The organism is Sodalis ligni (genome assembly GCF_016865525.2).
Taxonomy (GTDB): Bacteria; Pseudomonadota; Gammaproteobacteria; order Enterobacterales; family Enterobacteriaceae; genus Acerihabitans; species Acerihabitans ligni.
This window is the reverse complement of the sequence record NZ_CP075169.1, coordinates 4,744,214-4,765,738: the sequence shown is the minus strand read 5'-3', so window position 1 is coordinate 4,765,738 and position 21,525 is coordinate 4,744,214. Positions and strand designations below refer to the sequence as shown.

At 55.2% G+C, this 21,525-nt stretch carries 11 protein-coding genes, 3 tRNA genes, 3 rRNA genes, 3 pseudogenes and 1 other annotated feature; of the genes and pseudogenes, 11 read left to right on the top strand and 9 right to left on the bottom strand.

The annotated features are described in order from the left end of the window. Positions 1-629: 629 nt before the first annotated feature. Positions 630-1,658: a 3-deoxy-7-phosphoheptulonate synthase gene (locus tag GTU79_RS22340; RefSeq protein ID WP_214514180.1), complete on the top strand. Its 1,029-nt coding sequence runs from the start codon at positions 630-632 to the stop codon at positions 1,656-1,658. 5 nt (positions 1,659-1,663) lie between these two features. Beyond that, on the top strand, positions 1,664-2,785 hold the full coding sequence (tyrA, locus tag GTU79_RS22335; protein WP_132926232.1) for a bifunctional chorismate mutase/prephenate dehydrogenase: 1,122 nt from the start codon (positions 1,664-1,666) through the stop codon (positions 2,783-2,785). A gap of 182 nt (positions 2,786-2,967) precedes the next feature. Here the strand turns inward: tyrA and pheA are convergent, their stop codons facing one another. The 4 genes from pheA to bamD form a co-directional block, all read right to left on the bottom strand. Next, positions 2,968-4,125, bottom strand: a complete 1,158-nt coding sequence (pheA, locus tag GTU79_RS22330; RefSeq protein WP_203524811.1) for a bifunctional chorismate mutase/prephenate dehydratase — start codon at positions 4,123-4,125, stop codon at positions 2,968-2,970. A 25-nt stretch (positions 4,126-4,150) separates the two neighbouring features. Continuing rightward, positions 4,151-4,276, bottom strand: a sequence feature (Phe leader region). Continuing rightward, positions 4,228-4,275, bottom strand: a complete 48-nt coding sequence (pheL, locus tag GTU79_RS22325; RefSeq protein ID WP_132928019.1) for a pheA operon leader peptide PheL — start codon at positions 4,273-4,275, stop codon at positions 4,228-4,230. Its footprint overlaps the feature before it by 48 nt. Positions 4,277-4,417: 141 nt before the next feature. Beyond that, positions 4,418-4,750, bottom strand: a complete 333-nt coding sequence (raiA, locus tag GTU79_RS22320; RefSeq protein ID WP_203524810.1) for a ribosome-associated translation inhibitor RaiA — start codon at positions 4,748-4,750, stop codon at positions 4,418-4,420. A gap of 269 nt (positions 4,751-5,019) precedes the next feature. Then, a complete protein-coding gene (gene bamD, locus GTU79_RS22315) occupies positions 5,020-5,751 on the bottom strand; it encodes an outer membrane protein assembly factor BamD (protein ID WP_203524809.1) in 732 nt (243 codons plus the stop codon). Positions 5,752-5,880: 129 nt separating this feature from the next. Between bamD and rluD the strand changes: the two are divergent. The 9 genes and pseudogenes from rluD to GTU79_RS22270 all read left to right on the top strand — a co-directional run bounded on the left by rluD (position 5,881) and on the right by GTU79_RS22270 (position 16,505). After that, a pseudogene (rluD, locus tag GTU79_RS22310) lies at positions 5,881-6,856 on the top strand (23S rRNA pseudouridine(1911/1915/1917) synthase RluD). A gap of 2 nt (positions 6,857-6,858) precedes the next feature. Beyond that, positions 6,859-7,599 (top strand): purine nucleoside phosphorylase YfiH, encoded by a 741-nt coding sequence (gene yfiH / locus GTU79_RS22305; protein ID WP_203524808.1) that lies wholly within the window; start codon positions 6,859-6,861, stop codon positions 7,597-7,599. A gap of 129 nt (positions 7,600-7,728) precedes the next feature. Beyond that, positions 7,729-10,302, top strand: a complete 2,574-nt coding sequence (gene clpB / locus GTU79_RS22300) for an ATP-dependent chaperone ClpB (protein ID WP_203524807.1) — start codon at positions 7,729-7,731, stop codon at positions 10,300-10,302. A gap of 511 nt (positions 10,303-10,813) precedes the next feature. Further along, positions 10,814-12,352 (top strand): 16S ribosomal RNA (locus GTU79_RS22295). A 74-nt stretch (positions 12,353-12,426) separates the two neighbouring features. After that, positions 12,427-12,503: transfer RNA gene (locus tag GTU79_RS22290), tRNA-Ile, on the top strand. A 188-nt stretch (positions 12,504-12,691) separates the two neighbouring features. After that, positions 12,692-12,764, top strand: a tRNA-Ala gene (locus GTU79_RS22285). Positions 12,765-13,175: 411 nt separating this feature from the next. Continuing rightward, positions 13,176-16,073 (top strand): 23S ribosomal RNA (locus GTU79_RS22280). Between the two features lie 124 nt (positions 16,074-16,197). Continuing rightward, a 5S ribosomal RNA gene (gene rrf, locus GTU79_RS22275) occupies positions 16,198-16,313 on the top strand. Together the 16S, 23S and 5S rRNA genes with 3 tRNA genes alongside form the textbook arrangement of a ribosomal RNA operon. 115 nt (positions 16,314-16,428) lie before the next feature. Then, positions 16,429-16,505, top strand: a tRNA-Asp gene (locus GTU79_RS22270). A 301-nt stretch (positions 16,506-16,806) separates the two neighbouring features. On the opposite strand, the pseudogene tnpC reads toward GTU79_RS22270, so the two are convergent. The 5 genes and pseudogenes from tnpC to istA form a co-directional block, all read right to left on the bottom strand. Next, a pseudogene (tnpC, locus tag GTU79_RS22265) lies at positions 16,807-18,401 on the bottom strand (IS66 family transposase). A 30-nt stretch (positions 18,402-18,431) separates the two neighbouring features. Then, on the bottom strand, positions 18,432-18,782 hold the full coding sequence (tnpB, locus tag GTU79_RS22260; RefSeq protein ID WP_203520359.1) for an IS66 family insertion sequence element accessory protein TnpB: 351 nt from the start codon (positions 18,780-18,782) through the stop codon (positions 18,432-18,434). After that, the gene (locus GTU79_RS22255) at positions 18,779-19,213 is read right to left on the bottom strand and encodes a transposase (RefSeq protein ID WP_203520361.1); all 435 of its coding nucleotides are present in this window, start codon (positions 19,211-19,213) and stop codon (positions 18,779-18,781) included. Before GTU79_RS22255 ends, tnpB begins: the two co-directional genes overlap by 4 nt. Positions 19,214-19,584: 371 nt before the next feature. Continuing rightward, on the bottom strand, positions 19,585-20,373 hold the full coding sequence (istB, locus tag GTU79_RS22250; RefSeq protein WP_203520367.1) for an IS21-like element helper ATPase IstB: 789 nt from the start codon (positions 20,371-20,373) through the stop codon (positions 19,585-19,587). Further along, positions 20,370-21,391 (bottom strand): annotated as a pseudogene (istA, locus tag GTU79_RS22245) (IS21 family transposase). The gene istB and the pseudogene istA overlap by 4 nt, the downstream one beginning before the upstream one ends. Between the last annotated feature and the right edge of the window lie 134 nt (positions 21,392-21,525).

The following is a 21,525-nucleotide window of genomic DNA, read 5'->3' as shown; positions in this document are numbered from 1 at the left end:
CGGACCTTAATGCGGGATGGTTATGGTTTATGATAGGAGGTAACCCGGTATTATGCGACAGGTTTTCGCGGACGCAGAGGCTGTCCGGGGTGTGTTTGACAACCGGTAGGGCGGCCGTCGTACCCTTGCATTAACTATTTCCCCTCTATCCCATAAGCGTAAATTGCGTGTACTTTTTACTGTAAATTAATATTTACACTTGCTTCTATTGTAGCGCCGACAAATGCCGTGAAATCCTTGTTTTCCGCAGCGCAGTTCGATTTTATCGCTGTGTAATATATTGATTTATTTATATTGTATGGGGCGATATTGGTTATTGCCCACGTGATCCAATCCTTGATTTGCCGCGTGTCAAAAATGGGTACAGGTAGTACTATTATATTTACACTTATGGATTGAAAACTTTACGTGCTGTGGTATCGTATGTGCCATACGCTGACGGCGGGTGATGACTTTACGATATACGGCATGGTTCATTGCTGAAGGGTTATTTTGCGTTAACTCTCTTTCATCGGCAATCTTCAGCCAGATAACCTTTACCGTCAGAAACTTTGGCAAGGCAATATGGGTCAGGACAGTATCATGCAAAAGACGCGCTCAATAATGTGCATATCATCGACGAGCAGGTGATGATTACCCCGGAAGAACTGAAACGGCAGCTACCTTTGACCCGGCAGGAACAGCAGTCCATCGCCGCGTCCCGTCAAACCATTGCCGATATCATACACGGCCGGGATCCGCGCCTGCTGGTAGTCTGCGGTCCCTGTTCCATACACGACCCCGATTCCGCCCTGGATTACGCCCGTCGTCTTAAAGCGCTGTCAGAAGAATTAAGCGACCAGCTCTTTATCGTCATGCGGGTCTATTTTGAAAAGCCGCGCACCACCGTGGGCTGGAAGGGGCTTATCAACGACCCGTACATGGACGGGTCGTTTGAAGTTGAAGCCGGGCTGAAAATGGCCCGCGGCCTGTTGCTGGAACTGGTGCGCCTGGGCCTGCCTTTGGCCACCGAAGCATTGGATCCCAATAGTCCGCAATATGTCGGCGATCTGTTCAGCTGGTCGGCCATCGGGGCGCGGACCACCGAATCGCAGACCCATCGGGAAATGGCGTCGGGGCTTTCGATGCCGGTGGGGTTTAAAAACGGCACCGACGGCAGTCTGGCCACCGCCATCAATGCCATGCGCGCCGCCGCCATGTCGCACCGTTTTTTAGGCATCAATCAGGCGGGGCAGGTGAGCCTGTTGCAAACCCGGGGCAATCCGGACGGCCACGTTATCCTGCGCGGCGGCAAACAGCCTAACTACCATCGCGAAGATATTCTCGACTGCGAGCTGCAAATGGCCAAAGCCGGTTTGAACGCGGCCCTGATGATTGATTGCAGCCACGGCAATTCTAATAAAGACTACCGCCGCCAGACGGAAGTGGCACAGTCGGTACTGTCGCAAATCAAGGAAGGAAACCGTTCCATCATCGGCCTGATGCTGGAAAGCCATATCAATGAAGGCAATCAATCATCCGATCAACCGCGCAGCGAGATGCAATACGGCGTTTCGGTCACGGATGCCTGTATCAACTGGCAAAGTACCGATACACTGTTACGACAGATGCACGATGAGTTGCGCGACGTTTTGACAGGACGATTGTCGGGAGAATAAGACGTATGGTTGCCGAGCTGAACGCATTACGCGATCAAATTGATGAAGTGGACAAATCGCTGCTGGCATTGCTGGCCAAGCGCCTGCAACTGGTGGCAGAGGTGGGCGAGGTTAAAAGCCGCTACGGCTTGCCTATCTATGCACCGGACCGCGAAGCGGCCATGCTGGCGTCACGCCGCGATGAAGCCGTAGCGCAGGGGGTTCCCCCCGATTTGATTGAAGATGTGTTAAGACGGGTCATGCGCGAGTCTTACAGCCACGAAAACGACAAAGGGTTCAAGACCCTTTGCCCCCATTTGCGTCCGGTGGTGATCGTCGGCGGCCGGGGGCAGATGGGGCGGCTGTTTGAAAAGATGCTTGGGCTGTCAGGCTATCAGGTCAGAATATTGGAGCAGGAGGATTGGCCCCGGGCGGAGTCTCTGCTGGCGGATGCGGGCATGGTTATTGTCAGCGTGCCCATCCATCTCACCGTGGAGGTTATCGAACGCCTGCCGCCGCTGCCGGAAGACTGCATTTTGCTTGATGTCGCATCGATAAAAAATGCGCCCCTGCAAGCGATGCTGGCGGCTCATCCCGGCCCGGTCGTGGGGCTGCACCCGATGTTCGGTCCCGACAGCGGCAGCCTGGCAAAGCAGGTGGTGGTCTATTGCGACGGCCGGCAGCCGGAGGCCTATCAATGGCTGCTGGAGCAAATACAGGTCTGGGGCGCGCGCCTGCACCGCAGCAGCGCGGTGGAACATGACCAGAATATGGCCTTTATCCAGGCGCTGCGTCATTTCGCCACCTTTGCCTACGGTATGCATCTGGCGGAAGAGAATGTCCAGCTGGAGCAGCTGCTGGCGCTCTCATCCCCCATCTACCGGCTGGAATTGGCCATGATTGGCCGCTTATTCGCCCAGGATCCGCAGCTCTACGCCGATATCATCATGTCTTCCGAAAGCAACCTGGCGCTAATCAAACGCTATTATCAGCGTTTTGGCGAAGCCATTACGCTGTTGGAACAAGGTGATAAAGACGCTTTTATTGCCCGTTTCAAAAAAATCGAACGCTGGTTCGGCAGCTATGCGCAACGTTTCCTGGAGGAGAGCCGCCTGCTGCTGCGCCAGGCCAACGACAGCCGCCGGTAGCGCCGGTAGGTCTTGGTGGGCGGCAGTGTCAAATGCCGCCCATCGTCATATCTACTGCAACGGTTGCCAGTGCCCCGATGCCGGGTTAGGGAGCACCGCGTAAGCGGTTCTCCCGATTATCGATTGCCCGGCTATTTCCGGACTTAATGCCGCAGGCAACCTCAATGCCCTTGGCTATGCGGCTAACTGGGATCCACCGGTACCACATTCTCACTGGGATAGCAGCCCAGAACTTTAAGGGAACGGGTAATGGCCAGTAATTCCGTCAGGGCTTTTTGCATCGCCCCATCGCGCAGGTTAGCCTGCACATCGATATAAAACATCTCTTCCCGAGGGTTGCCGTTAATGGGGCGTGATTCAAGGCGGGTCATCACGATGCCGTGATCACGCAGCACCAGCAACGCTTCCACCAGCGCGCCGGATTGCTGGCCGGTGGCCATAATCAAGGTGGTTTTAGCCGGCACCTGCTCCGAAACCTCGATGGCTTTACGGGCGAGAATAATAAAACGCGTGAAGTTCTGCTGCTGATTGGCCAGATTCTGCTCCAGCACCTGCAAACCGTACAACGCTCCGCCGGGACCGCTGCCAAGGGCGGCCGCTTTGGGTGAATTCAGCGCCGCCACTTTTTCCATGGCAGCGGCGGTGCTTTCGCAATATTCAATTTTCCACTGCGGATGGCGGGCGATAAATTGACTGCACTGCTGGAAGGGCTGCGGATGGCTGTACACCACCTCGATTTGCTCCAGGGTGCTCTCGCCGGCCACCAGCATGCAGTGATCGATAGGATTGGTCAGTTCCCCCACCAATGACAAATTGGTGTGCTGCAACAGATCGTAAACATCGTTGATTGAACCGGAACTGCTGTTTTCAATGGGCAGCACCCCGTAGTCGGCCTGACCGGTTTCCACCATCTGCACAATGTCGGTGAATTTCAGGCAGCCGCACTCTACCACCTGATCGAAATAACGCGCTCCGTATTGCCGCGCGGCCAAATGGGAGTAGGAGCCCTTCGGTCCGAGAAAGGCAATGCGCGCCGAGCGTTCAATGGTCTGATTCAAATTCGATTGCAACAATGCCTGCTGCGTCAGCACCGAATCCTCGATAATCAGCTGGAACAGGCGCGTGACATAAAACCCGTCGAGATTGCGTTTTTTGCCTTCTTCCACCAAATGTCCGAGCATATCGCTCTCACGGCTTTTATCGCGAATGGGCCGGTGAGTGGTCAATTTGTTGCGCGCGACCTCCAGCGCCAGCTCGCGTCTTTCCGCCAGCAGCGACAATAGTTTCAAATCCAGCGCGCTGATGCGCTCCCGTAGCGCTAATAATGGGTTGTCACTCATATGTTTGGTTACCTTTCACGCCGTAATAAAAAAAGCCCCCTGTTGTCAGGAGGCTTTTTGTTCGTCTTCGCATTCTTTCTCACATGACGAGCTGCCTCCCGTTCAGGGGAAGGTAAAAAAGAAGGCGAAGAAAAACGGGGTCATGTGCATAGTATCGGCTTAGTGATCTTTTGGAGTGTTTACAGTAACCGCTGGCTTTTCATTCTGTCAATATAAAACGCGCCGTTACGGCGCGTTGTGGGGTATGAACCGTTATGCGGCGGGAGAAATCCTCCCGGGCCGCCCCTATCGGTTAGAAAACCGCCAGGTTGTTGTTGATCTTGACGCATTCGGTGGCGCGGCGGGCTTCGCCTTTATGCTGCACTTTATTGAGCTGCCGTTCCAGCTTGGTTATCAGCTCATTAATGGCGGCATACATATCCAAGTTACCGGCGCTGGCTACAAGCGGACCGTTTGGCGTGTTCAATGTGGCGTCAGCCACAAATCCCTGCGGTTGTTTTGAGAGGATTATATGAGGGTTTATCAATTGCGTCTGCCACTTGGCGAGCTTTGCCAGACGTTCTTCCACATGTTGACGAATGGCCGGGGTGATTTCCATTTGTTTGCTGGTAATATTGATAATCATATCACTGCCTCTCTGTGTTTTCCCGTCTACGTAATGCCAGCATACCCTCTCGAAGGGCAAAAAGTGTGATAAAGATCACTTTTTATCGGCGGTTCAACAGAGGCTAAGGGTTTTGTGAACCGGTCTCAGAAAAGGACAATGGGGCTTGAGAGTTGCCGGCGGATCGGTCATTATCGATAAGATGATTCAGATGGATTCTTGTGGCCGGCGCATGGCGACAAACGAAAACGGCAGCCTTGGCTGCCGTTTTACCTTCATATAGGCGAGGTTCAGGCGGGATTGGCCTGGATAATCTTCGCTACCTTGTCAGCCTGGCCGGGCAGTCGCAGCTCTTCATAGGCGTTTTGCATTAACGGCAATGCTTGATGGGTTGCCTGGGTATCAGGGAAATCAACCATCATCTGCTCGACCCGGTTGACAACCGCCACATAGGCGCCGCGACGGGTGTAAAAACGCACCACCGCCAGCTCGTAGTTGGCGAGCCGGTCTTTAAGATAAACCAGACGTTTATTGGCATCCGTGGCATACTGGCTGCTAGGATAGCCGCGAATCAATTGGGTGAAGTCCCGGAAAGCCGCACGGGCATGTTCCGGATCGCGGTCGGAACGATCGATGCCGAAGAACCCTTGAATCATGCTGTCATCCAGCGCCATATCCGTCAGACCACGCATATACAGGACGTAATCGACGTTCGGATGTGTCGGGTTCAGACGCAGGAAGCGATCGATGGAGGCCTGGGCCAACGTGAGATCCGCCGATTTGTAATAGGCATAAATCAAATCAAGCTGAACCTGCTGCGCGTAAGGACCGAAGGGATAACGGTTATCCAGTGCTTCCAGTTCTTTGATGGCTCCTTTATAGTCGCCGTCCTGTAATCTCTGTTGTGCGGTGCTGTACAGCTCGGAGGGCGGATTATCAGGAACGGCATCCTTGGAACTGGAGCAACCGACCAGCATCAGGCTCAATGTGGCTGCTGCCACCAGATATTTCATACGCATCATGACGTTTTGCTTATCCTCAGAGTGTTATTCCGGGAGACTGTCCGTTAAGCTCCCGAATGAGACCAGCTACAATAGCATAATTCTAAACGGCATTGCCGTGAAAACCCAACGATAACGAAGAAGCTGCATATGGCACAACAACAACTCCTCACCGCGATGGTGAATGAATCACAACTTGGGCAACGGTTAGATCAGGCTTTGGCCGAATTGTTCCCTGATTATTCTCGCTCCCGTATAAAAATCTGGATCCTCGACAGCCGGGTCCGGGTGAACGGAAACGTGACCGCTACGCCCAAAGAAAAGGTTCTTGGCGGCGAAGCCATTGAAATCGACGCGATTATCGAGGAAGAGACCCGCTGGGCGGCGCAGGATATCGCGCTGAATATCGTGTATGAAGACGACGATATCCTGGTGATAAATAAACCCCGGGATCTGGTGGTGCATCCGGGAGCGGGCAATGCCGACGGTACCATTCTGAATGCGCTGCTGCATTATTATCCCGCCATTGCCGAAGTGCCCAGGGCCGGTATCGTACATCGGCTGGATAAAGATACCACCGGTCTGATGGTGGTGGCAAAAACCGTACCGGCGCAAACCCGGCTGGTGGAATCATTGCAGGCGCGGGAAATCACCCGTGAATACGAAGCGGTGGCCATGGGGACCATGACCGCCGGCGGCACGGTGGAGCAGCCCATTTCCCGCCATCCCACCAAGCGTACCCATATGGCGGTGCATCCCATGGGCAAACCGGCGGTGACCCCATTACCGCATCATGGAGCATTTCCGCGCCCATACCCGGCTGCGGCTGCGGCTGGAAACCGGACGTACCCACCAGATACGCGTTCATATGGCCTTTATCAACCATCCGCTGGTTGGGGATCCGCTCTATGGCGGCCGCCCCCGTCCCCCTAAAGGCGCCTCGGAAGAGTTTGTGAATATGCTGCGCGGCTTTGATCGCCAAGCGCTGCATGCCACCAGGCTGCGGCTGTACCATCCCGTCACCGGCATTGAAATGGAATGGTTCGCCCCGCTGCCGCAGGATATGGTGGAATTAATCGCCGTCATGAAGGCGGATAGCGAAACCTTCGCGGATCAGATGGATTAACCATGGATTCCCTGCTGATTCCCCACTGGCCCGCTCCGGCCAACGTACGGGCTTATTCCACTACGCGTCCGGGGGGTATCAGCCCGGCGCCCTATGCCTCGCTGAACCTCGGTCTGCATGTGGGGGACAGCCCGGCGGCGGTAGCGCAAAACCGCCGGCGCCTGGAGGTAATGGCACAGTTGCCCGCCTCGCCGAACTGGCTGGAGCAGGTACATGGCACCGATGTGGCGGTCATCAACGAAAGCTGCGGCAACGCCGCCGCGCCGCCGCGGGCCGATGCCGCCTACACGCGCGCCGTCGGTCAGGTTTGCGCCGTCATGACCGCCGATTGCCTGCCGGTACTGTTTTGCGATCGCGCAGGCATCGAGGTGGCGGCGGCCCATGCCGGCTGGCGCGGATTATGCGCCGGTATTCTCGAGCAAACGCTGGCCCGTTTTCAGTCGGATCCCGCCGATATCATGGCCTGGCTGGGACCGGCCATCGGTCCGCGGTCATTTGAAGTCGGTCCTGAAGTCCGCGAAGCGTTCGTTTCACAAGATCCGCAAGCCGGCGAGGCATTTGTTCCCCATGGCGAAAAATACCTTGCCGATATCTACCACCTGGCCCGTTTGCGGTTATCGGGCGCCGGTATCGGCCAGATTTCCGGCGGCGACCACTGCACTGTGTTCGAAGCATCAACATTTTTCTCCTATCGGCGCGATGGAATCACCGGACGTATGGCAAGTTTGGTCTGGCTGATATAATCTCTCTTACCAAGACGATCCATGGTGGATAACAAAGATTTTCCCAATGTTTGGCGAAATATCCTTGAATTTTAAATAAACGACCTTATTTAATCTCCAGTAGCAATTTTGACCAATATGGGAGGAGTTATGCGTCTGGATCGTCTTACCAATAAATTCCAGCTTGCCCTCGCCGATGCCCAGTCCCTTGCGCTTGGGCGCGACAATCAATTCATCGAACCTTTACACGTCATGCAGGCGCTGCTCAACCAGGAAGGCGGCACGGTACGTCCGCTGCTGCAATCCGCCGGCGTCAATCCCGTGCCGCTGCGCACCGCCATTGAGCAGGCGATTGAACGGCTGCCCCAGGTTGAGGGCACCGGCGGCGACGTCCAGCCCTCCGCCGATCTGGTCAGGGTGTTGAATCTGTGCGACAAGCTGGCGCAAAAACGCTCAGACACTTTCATCGCCTCCGAACTGTTCGTGCCGGCGGCCCTCGAGTCCCGCGGCACGCTGGCGGATTTGCTGAAATCAGCCGGCGCCACGCCGGAAAAAATCACCCAGGCCATCGAACAAATGCGCAGCGGAGACAACGTGAACGATCAGGGCGCCGAGGATCAGCGGCAGGCATTGAAGAAATACACCATCGATCTCACCGAGCGGGCGGAGCAGGGCAAACTCGACCCGGTCATCGGCCGTGACGAGGAAATCCGCCGCACCATCCAGGTATTGCAGCGGCGCACCAAAAACAATCCGGTATTGATAGGCGAACCCGGCGTAGGTAAAACCGCCATCGTCGAGGGCCTGGCGCAGCGTATCGTGAACGGCGAGGTCCCGGAAGGGATGAAGCACAGCCGGGTTTTGTCGCTGGATATGGGTTCGCTGGTGGCCGGCGCCAAATATCGCGGCGAATTCGAAGAGCGGCTGAAAGGCGTGCTTAACGATCTGTCCAAGCAGGAAGGGCATATCATCCTGTTTATCGACGAACTGCATACCATGGTGGGCGCCGGCAAAGCCGACGGCGCGATGGATGCCGGCAATATGCTCAAACCCGCCCTGGCGCGCGGTGAGCTGCATTGCGTCGGCGCTACCACCCTGAACGAATACCGTCAGTACATCGAAAAGGATGCCGCGCTGGAACGGCGGTTCCAGAAGGTATTTGTCGCCGAGCCCAGCGTGGAAGATACCATCGCCATTCTGCGCGGCCTGAAAGAGCGTTATGAACTGCATCACCATGTGCAAATAACCGACCCGGCCATCGTCGCCGCGGCGACGCTGTCGCACCGGTATATTTCGGATCGGCAGTTGCCAGATAAAGCCATCGACCTGATTGACGAGGCGGCTTCCAGCATCCGTATCCAGATAGATTCCAAGCCGGAGCCGCTGGACAGGCTGGAACGGCGCATCATCCAGTTAAAGCTGGAGCAGCAGGCGCTGAAGAAAGAATCAGACGATGCCAGTATTAAACGGCTGGAAATGCTCAACGAGGAGCTGTCGCAAAAAGAGCGGGAGTATTCCGAACTTGAAGAAGAGTGGAAAGCGGAAAAAGCCTCGCTATCCGGCACGCAAAATCTGAAGGCCGAACTTGAACAGGCGAAGATATCCATTGAACAGGCCCGGCGGGTCGGGGATTTGGCGCGCATGTCCGAATTGCAGTACGGCAAAATTCCGGAACTGGAAAAGCAGCTGGCGGCGGCATCCCAGGCCGAGGGTAAAACCATGCGCCTGCTGCGTAACCGCGTCACCGACGCTGAAATAGCCGAAGTGCTGGCGCGCTGGACCGGCATACCGGTATCGCGCATGCTGGAAAGCGAGCGGGATAAACTGGTGCGGATGGAAGAAGAACTCCATCAGCGGGTCATCGGCCAGAACGAAGCGGTGGAAGCCGTTGCCAATGCCATCAGGCGCAGCCGCGCCGGCCTGGCGGATCCCAATCGGCCCATCGGGTCGTTCATGTTCCTCGGCCCCACCGGCGTCGGCAAGACGGAGTTATGCAAGGCGCTGGCCACGTTCCTTTTCAACAGCGATGACGCCATGGTGCGTATCGACATGTCCGAGTTTATGGAAAAACATTCGGTGTCCCGTTTAGTGGGCGCGCCTCCGGGATATGTCGGCTACGAAGAGGGCGGCTATCTGACGGAAGCCGTTCGCCGGCGTCCCTATTCGGTGATCCTGCTGGACGAAATTGAAAAGGCGCACCCGGATGTCTTCAATATCCTGCTGCAGGTATTGGATGACGGACGCCTTACCGACGGACAAGGCCGAACGGTGGATTTCCGTAATACCGTGGTCATCATGACCTCCAACCTGGGCTCGGATGTTATCCAGGAACGCTTCGGCCAAATGAATTACCAGGAAATGAAAGAAATGGTGCTGGGCGTGGTCAGTCATCATTTCCGGCCGGAGTTTATCAACCGGGTTGATGAGGTGGTGGTATTCCATCCGCTGGCGCGGGAACATATCACCCTCATTGCGCAGATTCAGCTGCAGCGGCTGTACAAACGCCTGGACGATCGCGGCTATAGCATGACGCTGACGCCCGCGGCCTTGGAATTGCTGGGCCAGACCGGGTTCGATCCGGTTTACGGCGCACGGCCGCTGAAGCGGGCTATCCAACAGGAAATTGAAAACCCGCTGGCGCAGCAGATGCTGTCCGGCAAGCTGATACCCGGCAAGCCTATCACCATGGATGTAAAAGACGGCCATATCGTCGCCGTGCAATAAAACGTCCGCCGGCTTTTATCATTGCGCCGGCTTGATGCCTTCAAAAGCCCCGGGGGTTTAACCCCGAGGCTTTTTTATCGGGATAAGGATAAACGCCAATAAGCGCTGCCGTGAAAGCATCCCCGGCTGCTTTAGAGCGTTACCGAGAAACTATCCGGTTTAATAATGAGCAACTAAACTTTATTTTGAAAATAGTGCTTGTCTCGCCTCGGGAAGTCCCTATAATGCGCCTCCACTGACCGGGATTAACCGCTGCGACGGACCGGGTCGGGAAGGGAAAAGCGCTTTGTTAAAACAAATAAAAGCTTGACTCTTCAGCGGGAAAACGTAATATACGCAACCCGCGCCAGGTGAGATTTAGACCTCCCCGGCCATGCTCTTTAACAATTTATCAGACAATCTGTGTGGGCACTCACAAGACCGTATCGAAACACAACAATACAAGTCTTAGAGTGTTTACCAGTTAATTCAGTAATGAATGAAACAGTAGATTCTTTGAGCATCAAGCTTTTAATTGAAGAGTTTGATCATGGCTCAGATTGAACGCTGGCGGCAGGCCTAACACATGCAAGTCGAGCGGCAGCGGAAAGTAGCTGCTACTTTGCCGGCGAGCGGCGGACGGGTGAGTAATGTCTGGGGATCTGCCCGATGGAGGGGATAACTACTGGAAACGGTAGCTAATACCGCATAACGTCGCAAGACCAAAGTGGGGACCTTAGGGCCTCACACCATCGGATGAACCCAGATGGGATTAGCTAGTAGGTGGGGTAACGGCCCACCTAGGCGACGATCCTAGCTGGTCTGAGAGGATGACCAGCCACACTGGAACTGAGACACGGTCCAGACTCCTACGGGAGGCAGCAGTGGGGAATATTGCACAATGGGCGCAAGCCTGATGCAGCCATGCCGCGTGTGTGAAGAAGGCCTTCGGGTTGTAAAGCACTTTCAGCGGGGAGGAAGGGGTTGGGTTGAATAGATTCAATCATTGACGTTACCCGCAGAAGAAGCACCGGCTAACTCCGTGCCAGCAGCCGCGGTAATACAGAGGGTGCAAGCGTTAATCGGAATTACTGGGCGTAAAGCGCGCGTAGGTGGTTTGTTAAGTTGGATGTGAAATCCCCGGGCTCAACCTGGGAACTGCATCCAAAACTGGCAAGCTAGAGTATGGTAGAGGGTGGTGGAATTTCCTGTGTAGCGGTGAAATGCGTAGATATAGGAAGGAACACCAGTGGCGAAGGCGACCACCTGGACTGATACTGACACTGAGGTGCGAAAGCGTGGGGAGCAAACAGGATTAGAAACCCCAGTAGTCCACGCTGTAAACGATGTCGATTTGAAGGTTGTGGCCTTGAGCCGTGGCTTTCGGAGCTAACGCGTTAAATCGACCGCCTGGGGAGTACGGCCGCAAGGTTAAAACTCAAATGAATTGACGGGGGCCCGCACAAGCGGTGGAGCATGTGGTTTAATTCGATGCAACGCGAAGAACCTTACCTACTCTTGACATCCACAGGAATTTGCAGAGATGCGAATGTGCCTTCGGGAACTGTGAGACAGGTGCTGCATGGCTGTCGTCAGCTCGTGTTGTGAAATGTTGGGTTAAGTCCCGCAACGAGCGCAACCCTTATCCTTTGTTGCCAGCACGTAATGGTGGGAACTCAAAGGAGACTGCCGGTGACAAACCGGAGGAAGGTGGGGATGACGTCAAGTCATCATGGCCCTTACGAGTAGGGCTACACACGTGCTACAATGGCGCATACAAAGAGAAGCGAACTCGCGAGAGCCAGCGGACCTCACAAAGTGCGTCGTAGTCCGGATTGGAGTCTGCAACTCGACTCCATGAAGTCGGAATCGCTAGTAATCGTGGATCAGAATGCCACGGTGAATACGTTCCCGGGCCTTGTACACACCGCCCGTCACACCATGGGAGTGGGTTGCAAAAGAAGTAGGTAGCTTAACCTTCGGGAGGGCGCTTACCACTTTGTGATTCATGACTGGGGTGAAGTCGTAACAAGGTAACCGTAGGGGAACCTGCGGTTGGATCACCTCCTTACCGAAAGATACGCGTCGAGTGACGTGTCCACACAGATTGTCTGATAACAGTATTGAGCAAGAAAAACCTTCTATAGGCTTGTAGCTCAGGTGGTTAGAGCGCACCCCTGATAAGGGTGAGGTCGGTGGTTCGAGTCCACTCAGGCCTACCATTCCTTCCCATGCTGCGTTGCGGCGCCACTCGTTTATTATTATAAACTTCGTGACCCCACGCCTTGCCTGGAAACGAATGGGCTATCGAGTTGAATTCTCTCAAAAGAAAAGGCTTCGTATTCATTATTGATGCGCGGCTTTCGGCGTTGAAAAAAGCAATTCGTTACTAAAAGGTGAGAAACGACTTGGGGCTATAGCTCAGCTGGGAGAGCACCTGCTTTGCACGCAGGGGTCAGCGGTTCGATCCCTTAGCTCCACCATTTCGCGCCGCGAAATGAGAGATTGTCTGGTTTTTCTTTAATTATTTCAGAGCACACTGATATGGCGACGCCTGCGGGTGAACGCGTGTTAAGTATGCTGCGAAATACTGCTCTTTAACAATCCGGAACAAGCTGAAAATTTGAAAAAACATGCTGAGCAAAATCAGTATGCGAGTCTCTCAAAGCAAGCAAACCTAGAATGCTGTTATGTCGATAACAGCCTCTGTCCAACGCTGGCGATGTTCGTAACAGGCCGCGCCGAAGCAAGACTGAGCGAACGACTGCAGGGCAAGGCGCCCGGCACGGAGAAACCGGAGTGGACTGTATGTCCATGAGGATTTCGAGTACCGAAGCAACGCGGCCATGTAGTCGTGCAGCCGGTCGGACAGAACAAACACTTTAGGGTTGTGAGGTTAAGTGACTAAGCGTACACGGTGGATGCCTAGGCAGTCAGAGGCGATGAAGGACGTGCTAATCTGCGAAAAGCGTCGGTAAGCTGATATGAAGCGTTATTAGCCGGCGATGTCCGAATGGGGAAACCCAGTGCAATTCGTTGCACTATCATTGCGTGAATCCATAGCGCAATGAGGCGAACCGGGGGAACTGAAACATCTCAGTACCCCGAGGAAAAGAAATCAACCGAGATTCCCCCAGTAGCGGCGAGCGAACGGGGAACAGCCCAGAACCACCATCAGCTTTTGCATCAGGAGAACGGTCTGGAAAGTCCGGCGACAGAGGGTGATAGCCCCGTATCCGAAGGTGCAGAGGTTGTGGGTTCGATGAGTAGGGCGGGACACGTGATATCCTGTCTGAAGATGGGGGGACCATCCTCCAAGGCTAAATACTCCTGACTGACCGATAGTGAACCAGTACCGTGAGGGAAAGGCGAAAAGAACCCCGGCGAGGGGAGTGAAACAGAACCTGAAACCGTGTACGTACAAGCAGTGGGAGCCTTGAGAAATCGGGGTGACTGCGTACCTTTTGTATAATGGGTCAGCGACTTATATTCTGTAGCAAGGTTAACCGCATAGGGGAGCCGTAGGGAAACCGAGTCTTAACTGGGCGCACAGTTGCAGGGTATAGACCCGAAACCCGGTGATCTAGCCATGGGCAGGTTGAAGGTTGGGTAACACTAACTGGAGGACCGAACCGACTAATGTTGAAAAATTAGCGGATGACTTGTGGCTGGGGTGAAAGGCCAATCAAACCGGGAGATAGCTGGTTCTCCCGAAAGCTATTTAGGTAGCGCCTCGTGAATTCATCTTCGGGGTAGAGCACTGTTTCGGCTAGGGTCCACCCCGGATTACCAACCCGATGCAAACTGCGAATACCGAAGAATGTTATCACGGGAGACACACGGCGGGTGCTAACGTCCGTCGTGAAGAAAACAACCCAGACCGCCGGCTAAGGTCCCAAAGTCATGGTTAAGTGGGAAACGATGTGGGAAGGCATAGACAGCCAGGATGTTGGCTTAGAAGCAGCCATCATTTAAAGAAAGCGTAATAGCTCACTGGTCGAGTCGGCCTGCGCGGAAGATGTAACGGGCTAAACCATGCACCGAAGCCGCGGCAGCGATACCTTCGGGTATTGTTGGGTAGGGAGCGTTCTGTAAGCCTGAGAAGGTGGCCTGTGAGGGTTGCTGGAGGTATCAGAAGTGCGAATGCTGACATAAGTAACGATAAAGCGGGTGAAAAGCCCGCTCGCCGGAAGACCAAGGGTTCCTGTTCAACGTTAATCGGAGCAGGGTGAGTCGACCCTAAGGCGAGGCCGAAAGGCGTAGTCGATGGGAAACAGGTTAATATTCCTGTACTGGGTGTGACTGCGAAGGGGGGACGGAGAAAGCTAGACCGGCCGGGCGACGGTTGTCCCGGTTCAAGCGTGCAGGTGGAGAGGACAGGAAAATCCGTTCTCTTATCAACACTGAGGCGTGATGACGAGCCACTACGGTGGTGAAGGGGTTGATGCTACGCTTCCAGGAAAAGCCTCTAAGCACCAGGTCACATCGAATCGTACCCCAAACCGACACAGGTGGTCAGGTAGAGAATACCGAGGCGCTTGAGAGAACTCGGGTGAAGGAACTAGGCAAAATGGTGCCGTAACTTCGGGAGAAGGCACGCTGGCATTAGGTGGAGGACTTGCTCCCCGAGCTGAAGCCAGTCGCAGATACCAGCTGGCTGCAACTGTTTATTAAAACACAGCACTGTGCAAACACGAAAGTGGACGTATACGGTGTGACGCCTGCCCGGTGCCGGAAGGTTAATTGATGGGGTTATCCGCAAGGAGAAGCTCTTGATCGAAGCCCCGGTAAACGGCGGCCGTAACTATAACGGTCCTAAGGTAGCGAAATTCCTTGTCGGGTAAGTTCCGACCTGCACGAATGGCGTAATGATGGCCAGGCTGTCTCCACCCGAGACTCAGTGAAATTGAACTCGCTGTGAAGATGCAGTGTACCCGCGGCAAGACGGAAAGACCCCGTGAACCTTTACTATAGCTTGACACTGAACATTGAGCCTTGATGTGTAGGATAGGTGGGAGGCAGTGAAGTAGGGACGCCAGTCCTTATGGAGCCAACCTTGAAATACCACCCTTTAATGTTTGATGTTCTAACTCCGGCCCCTAATCGGGGTCGAGGACAGTGTCTGGTGGGTAGTTTGACTGGGGCGGTCTCCTCCTAAAGAGTAACGGAGGAGCACGAAGGTTAGCTAATCACGGTCGGACATCGTGAGGTTAGTGCAAAGGCATAAGCTAGCTTGACTGCGAGAGTGACGGCTCGAGCAGGTGCAGCAGGTCTTAGTGATCCGGTGGTTCTGAATGGAAGGGCCATCGCTCAACGGATAAAAGGTACTCCGGGGATAACAGGCTGATACCGCCCAAGAGTTCATATCGACGGCGGTGTTTGGCACCTCGATGTCGGCTCATCACATCCTGGGGCTGAAGTAGGTCCCAAGGGTATGGCTGTTCGCCATTTAAAGTGGTACGCGAGCTGGGTTTAGAACGTCGTGAGACAGTTCGGTCCCTATCTGCCGTGGGCGTTGGAAGATTGAGAGGGGCTGCTCCTAGTACGAGAGGACCGGAGTGGACGCACCACTGGTGTTCGGGTTGTCATGCCAATGGCATTGCCCGGTAGCTACGTGCGGAAGAGATAACCGCTGAAAGCATCTAAGCGGGAAACTTGCCTCGAGATGAGTCTTCCCTGTGGCTTTAGGCCACCTGAAGGGACGTTAAAGACGATGACGTTGATAGGTCGGGTGTGTAAGCGCAGCGATGCGTTGAGCTAACCGATACTAATGACCCGTGAGACTTAACCTTACAACACCTAAGGTGTTTGGGCGATGAGAGCGTTGTCCGCAAGGGCGATGAGAGAATTTTCAGCGAAGTTCCGGATAAAGGCCAATGGTCATCGTTGAAAGATGACGGTTGGATAACGAATTTGCCTGGCGGCACTAGCGCGGTGGTCCCACCTGACCCCATGCCGAACTCAGCAGTGAAACGCCGTAGCGCCGATGGTAGTGTGGGGTCTCCCCATGCGAGAGTAGGGAACTGCCAGGCATCCATTAAGGCCGATACCTCGAGTGTAACGAGAGGCGTTGGTGAAGCACCACAAACGGTTTTATGACATGCGTTGACCCCGCAAATGTTAAGTTTGGGTGTAGTACCGAATCGTGGTGCGGTAGTTCAGTCGGTTAGAATACCGGCCTGTCACGCCGGGGGTCGCGGGTTCGAGTCCCGTCCGCACCGCCACTGCAATAAGAAGCCCCGAACATCTGTTCGGGGTTTTTTTTGGGTGCGCCGGGCATGGCGCGTAGCGCCTTGACGGGCGCTGTCTCTTGACCGTGGTGGTCAAGGGGCGACTTGGAGGTGTAAGTCCTCTGCACACCCGGCAAGGGGAAGTGCTAGCCGAACGGCAAGGGTGCCCACCGCGAGGCGGGATCTGAAGGAAGCTGAAGGCAAAATGCTGGCCTGACGAACGGGAAGCGGCTCAGGCGTTACAGCGGGGTAAGGCGGCCTATATGTAAGCGTATATCCAGCGCCGTATTGACTGTTATTCCGCAGTAAGATCCACATTCCAGGGTAGGAGTTCTGCCACCCGGTTTATCGGCCAGTCTGCCAGAACGCTGAGGACATGACGCAGATACGCTTCAGGATCGATGCCGTTGAGTTTGCACGTGCCGATCAGGCTATACAGCATCGCACCCCTGTCGCCACCATGATCTGAACCGAAGAAGAGGTAGTTCTTTCTGCCCAGGGTGACGGCTCTCAGGGTGCGCTCTGCCGCATTGTTGTCTATTTCCACCAGACCGTCTTCGCAGTAATAACACAAGGCATCCCATTGATTCAACGCGTAACCGAAGGCCTCGCCCAGCCGCGATTTTTTCGACAGCGTCAGCATCTTTTCTTGTATCCAGTCATGCAGTGAGACCAGCAACGGCTTGCTGCGCGCCTGCCGTGCCTTCAGTCGCTCCTCTGCCGCAAGTCCCCGGATTTCGGCTTCGATGATATACAGTTCACGGATACGCACCAGCGCTTCCTCCGCCGTGCCCGCACTTTTCGTTCGGATATACACGTCGTGGATTTTTCTCCGGGCATGAGCCCAGCAGGCCGCTTCCTTGAGTGGGCCGCCTTCGCGTTCATCGCTGAACAACGGGTCATAGCCGGTATACGCATCCGCCTGCAGCACGCCATAGAAGTCACGAAGATGATGCTTGGGATGTTTTCCTGCCGGTCCGGCGAGTAGGCGAACCAGACCGCCGGCGGATCTGATGAACCGGCATTACGATCATCCCGGACGTAGGTCCATAGACGACCGGTTTTGGTCTTTTTCTTGCCTGGCGCCAGTACCGGCACCGGCGTGTCATCGGTATGAAGTTTGCCGGTGGCCATGACGTAGTGGTAAAGGGCTTCTTCCAGCGGCGCCATCAGACGGCAGCACGCATCCACCCAGTTCGCGAGCAGCGCCCGGCTCAGGTCCACACCGTGACGCGCCAGGATTTCCGTCTGGCGATACAGCGGCACATGCTCGGCATACTTCGAGGTCAGCACGCGGGCCAGCAGACCGGCACCGGCGATGCCCCGATCGATGGGGCGCGTTGGCGCTGGAGCTTCAACGATACAGTCGCACTTCACACAGGCTTTTTTCACCCGGACGGTACGGATAACTTTCAGGGCGCTGCGTATCAGCTCAAGCTGCTCCGCGCTCGTTTCACCCAGGTAGTCCAGCCGACCGCCACATTCCGGGCAACAGATTTCTGTGGGCTCCAGACGGTTTATCTCACGGGGAAGAGATTCAGGAAGCGGGCGACGGTGCCGGGAGTGACGCAACTGGCGGGGAACCTGCGGGTCATCCACCCGGCCGGTGCGCCGGTCGCTGTCCTGTTCACTCTGCTCGAGTGCCGTTTGTGCGTTGTCAACCTCACGCAGCAGCTTTTCCGAGGAGGCACCGAACAGCATCCGACGCAACTTATCCAACTGCGCGCGCAGGCGTTCGTTTTTACGTTCTTCCTCTTCTACCTTTTCCTCCGCCCGCGTCAGCGCCTGGCGCAGGAAGGCCTCAGTCTCCTCAACGAGACTGAGTTGCTGGTCTTTTTGGTGAAGCTGCCGTTCCAGTTCAGCGATACGGGCGAGATAGTCCTGACTCATGCCCCCCTTTATAATGCAGCAGTGATTTTTTTACAACATTGTCAGTGAGTTAAGGCGTGTCGTTTTAGGCTGGCGCCAGTCCAGCTTGTCCAGTAGCATAGCCAGTTGAGACCGGGTGAGCGTGATTTTGCCGTCGCGAACCGTCGGCCAGACGAACTGACCCTGCTCCAGACGTTTAATGAACAGACACAGACCGTCCGCATCCGCCCAAAGGATTTTCACCATGTCGCCACGGCGGCCACGGAAGATGAACAGGTGGCCGCAAAAAGGGTTCTCATTGAGAGCCTGCTGTATCTGTTCACCGAGACCATTAAAGGACTTTCGCATGTCGGTCACGCCGGCAACCAGCCAGATTTGGGTTCCAGAGGGGAGTGGGATCATCCTCGGGCACTCCCGGTCAGTTCCCGAAGCACAACCGTCAACAGTTCCGGGGAGAGATTTTCCAGCGTCATTTTGCCGGACCGGAACTCGATACAACAGGATGGAGCGCTGACTGCTGCGGGTAATGTTGCTCGGGAATGCCGGGTTTTATCAACAGCGGTGTCCGATGTCGGCAACTCGGGTATCACTTCAACCGGCAATAACGCCGGTTTTGATGGCGACGTCACCGTGGCCGGCAGGCGCCGGGATATACGACCTTCCTGCTGCCAAAGTCGTAACCATTTAAAGATAAGGTTACTGCCAACGCTATTCTCGCGGGCGATTTGGGAAACATTGGCACCAGGCTGGGATGCCAATTCAACCATGCGCAGTTTAAATTCATTGGAATAGACGTTACGGGGATCGTTACGCCAGTTCGCGAGATTATCCATGAATAGAGCTCTTTCTAAATGAGACGGAGCTCTAACCTACCCATCCTGGGGCCCATATAACAGACGGCGCTGGCTTTACGCTTACGCCTATATCGTCAAAGCCCGATACTTGCACAGAACGCTGTAACGTAAAGTCGACAGGTATAAGCAGGAAGGTCGCGCGAATTACCCCGGGAGATCTGCACGTTTGCCTTGGTGCTACCGCGCGCCGAGAGGCGACGGGATGAACGTGCAGAAGTCAGCCGAGGCCGTAGTAGCAGTGCAAAACCGGCATCGCGAAGGGCTGAACATGTACAACCGTGATTAGGTGTCAATACCGATTGAATTGTGACCCACCATGCCAAAGTAAAAGTTACCCACCCCCCCACGAATTATCGTTGTGGTTCAGCCAGCGTTGGTTTCCTTAGCTGACCACTTTTGAGCTTGTCTTTTAATCGATAGCTTTGGCCGGTTATTTGGACGATATGCGCATGGTGCAGCAGTCGATCCAACATCGCCGCTGTCAGCGTCTCATCATCGCCAAACGTCCCAGACCACTGCGTAAACGGCAGGTTACTCGTCAATATCACGCTGCCTGTTTCATAACGGCGGGCCACGACCTGGAAGAATAAATTGGCTTCTTCTTTACCGAACGGCAGATAACCCACTTCGTCGATCACCAATAATCGGGGCTTGGTGACACACCGGCCTAAATAGCCTTTTAAATCGCCCTGACGGTGAGCGGCGACCAGTTGCAACATCATATCCGCCGCCGTAATGAAGCGTACGCTGAGTCCGGCCATCGCGACTTTATGTGCCAACGCGCAGGCCAAATGGCTCTTGCCAACGCCGGAAGGCCCGAGTAATACGATGTTCTCCTGTCTTTCGATAAACGCCAATCCAGCCAGTTCCTGCAGCTGTGCCCGTGGTGCGCCGCTGGCAAACTTGAAGTCAAACTGCTCCAGCGTCTTGACCGCAGGCAAACCCGACAGGCGCAGCAGCGTCTGGCGCCGCCGCTCGTTGCGGCTGTCATTCTCCAGGCGAAGCAACTGCTCCAGAAAATCGCCGAACGTTCCGGTATCATCCAGCGTCTTCTGTGCCAATCCAGGCCACTCGGCGGCGATGCGGTCAAGCTTAAAGTACTCGCACAGTTCGCTGATCCGCTGATGCTGAAGGCTCATGACCTCACCTCCAGCAGCGACTGATAGACCGACAGCGGATGTTGAAAACTCTCACGGGGCAAAACCCGGCGGTTATCAACCGATAACGGTACCTCTGTGCCTTCGCGCGGCAACGGAGCAGCACGTCAATCTCCTGCTGTAGCCGCTGCTCGGGGGGAATGCCGGTGGTGCCATGCTTGCGGGCGTTGGCGACGGTGGTAAGCCATGGCCCGATACGGCTGTTGGCAGAATCCACGTCAAGGACTAAACCGGCCTGCTTAAACGTGGTCGCCAGGGGAACGACAAAACTGGTCTTCAAATAGTGGTTGAATCGCTCAACTTTACCCTTGGTCTTCGCGCGATAAGGCCGGCACACGCGGGGCGTAAAACCGTACTTCTCCGCGAGCGCCAGTAGCGGCGGGTTCCACCGATGGCGGCCAACGCCATAGACATCGCGTTCAAGGATAATGGTCTTCGCGTTATCAAAAAGAAGGTGCTGCGGTGTACCGCCAAAGGCGCACAGCGCCTGCTCGATGCCATCACACCAAGCGGCGGTATCCTGGCAGGCGTAGAAACGTACAAAGGTTGCCCTGCTCCAGCCAAGGGTGGCGACAAAAGCCAACAACGGGTGACGGCCTTGTCTTATCACGGTGAAATCAACCTGCATCTGTTCGCCGGGCTGGGTCTCAAAACGGACCACCGGGTCAGCCGGTTGTTGCTTGAGGTTGAGCAAAAAGGCGGTAAGCATGCTGTAGCCACCGGAATATCCCCGAAGTTGTATCTCACTGAGCATGACGCTGCCAGGTATCCAATGCGGTCTGGCGGCGTACACACGTTCAAGAATATAAGGCTTATACGGGTCAAGCTTGCCGGGCCTCGGCGCCCTGGCCTTGTAGCTGGCCTTGGCCGGGGACTCCTGCATACGGATATAGCGGCGGACGGTCTGCCGGGAACAGGAAAGCTGGCGAGCAATGCCGCGTATAGACATGCCCTGACGTAAAAGAACTGCGATCTCCACTCGTAACTCCAATGTCAGCATGGGCAGCTTCTTAAAGCTGCCATTGTTACCCCAGGTGGGTCAGATTTACATTGGTAGGTGGGTCATAATTACATCGGTAGCGACAATTAGGACAGGTTATCTCGATGGGTATTGATGAGGCACAAGCGCAGAGT

What these genes read in the sequence shown, in the direction of transcription:
- yfiH (WP_203524808.1), top strand. Translation starts at nt 6,859, where the DNA reads ATGGATTCCCTGCTGATTCCCCACTGGCCCGCTCCGGCCAACGTACGG.
- GTU79_RS22340 (WP_214514180.1), top strand. Translation starts at nt 630, where the DNA reads ATGATTACCCCGGAAGAACTGAAACGGCAGCTACCTTTGACCCGGCAG.
- clpB (WP_203524807.1), top strand. Translation starts at nt 7,729, where the DNA reads ATGCGTCTGGATCGTCTTACCAATAAATTCCAGCTTGCCCTCGCCGAT.
- raiA (WP_203524810.1), bottom strand. Translation starts at nt 4,750, where the DNA reads ATGATTATCAATATTACCAGCAAACAAATGGAAATCACCCCGGCCATT.
- pheA (WP_203524811.1), bottom strand. Translation starts at nt 4,125, where the DNA reads ATGAGTGACAACCCATTATTAGCGCTACGGGAGCGCATCAGCGCGCTG.
- tyrA (WP_132926232.1), top strand. Translation starts at nt 1,664, where the DNA reads ATGGTTGCCGAGCTGAACGCATTACGCGATCAAATTGATGAAGTGGAC.
- GTU79_RS22255 (WP_203520361.1), bottom strand. Translation starts at nt 19,213, where the DNA reads ATGGATAATCTCGCGAACTGGCGTAACGATCCCCGTAACGTCTATTCC.
- istB (WP_203520367.1), bottom strand. Translation starts at nt 20,373, where the DNA reads ATGAGCCTTCAGCATCAGCGGATCAGCGAACTGTGCGAGTACTTTAAG.
- tnpB (WP_203520359.1), bottom strand. Translation starts at nt 18,782, where the DNA reads ATGATCCCACTCCCCTCTGGAACCCAAATCTGGCTGGTTGCCGGCGTG.
- bamD (WP_203524809.1), bottom strand. Translation starts at nt 5,751, where the DNA reads ATGATGCGTATGAAATATCTGGTGGCAGCAGCCACATTGAGCCTGATG.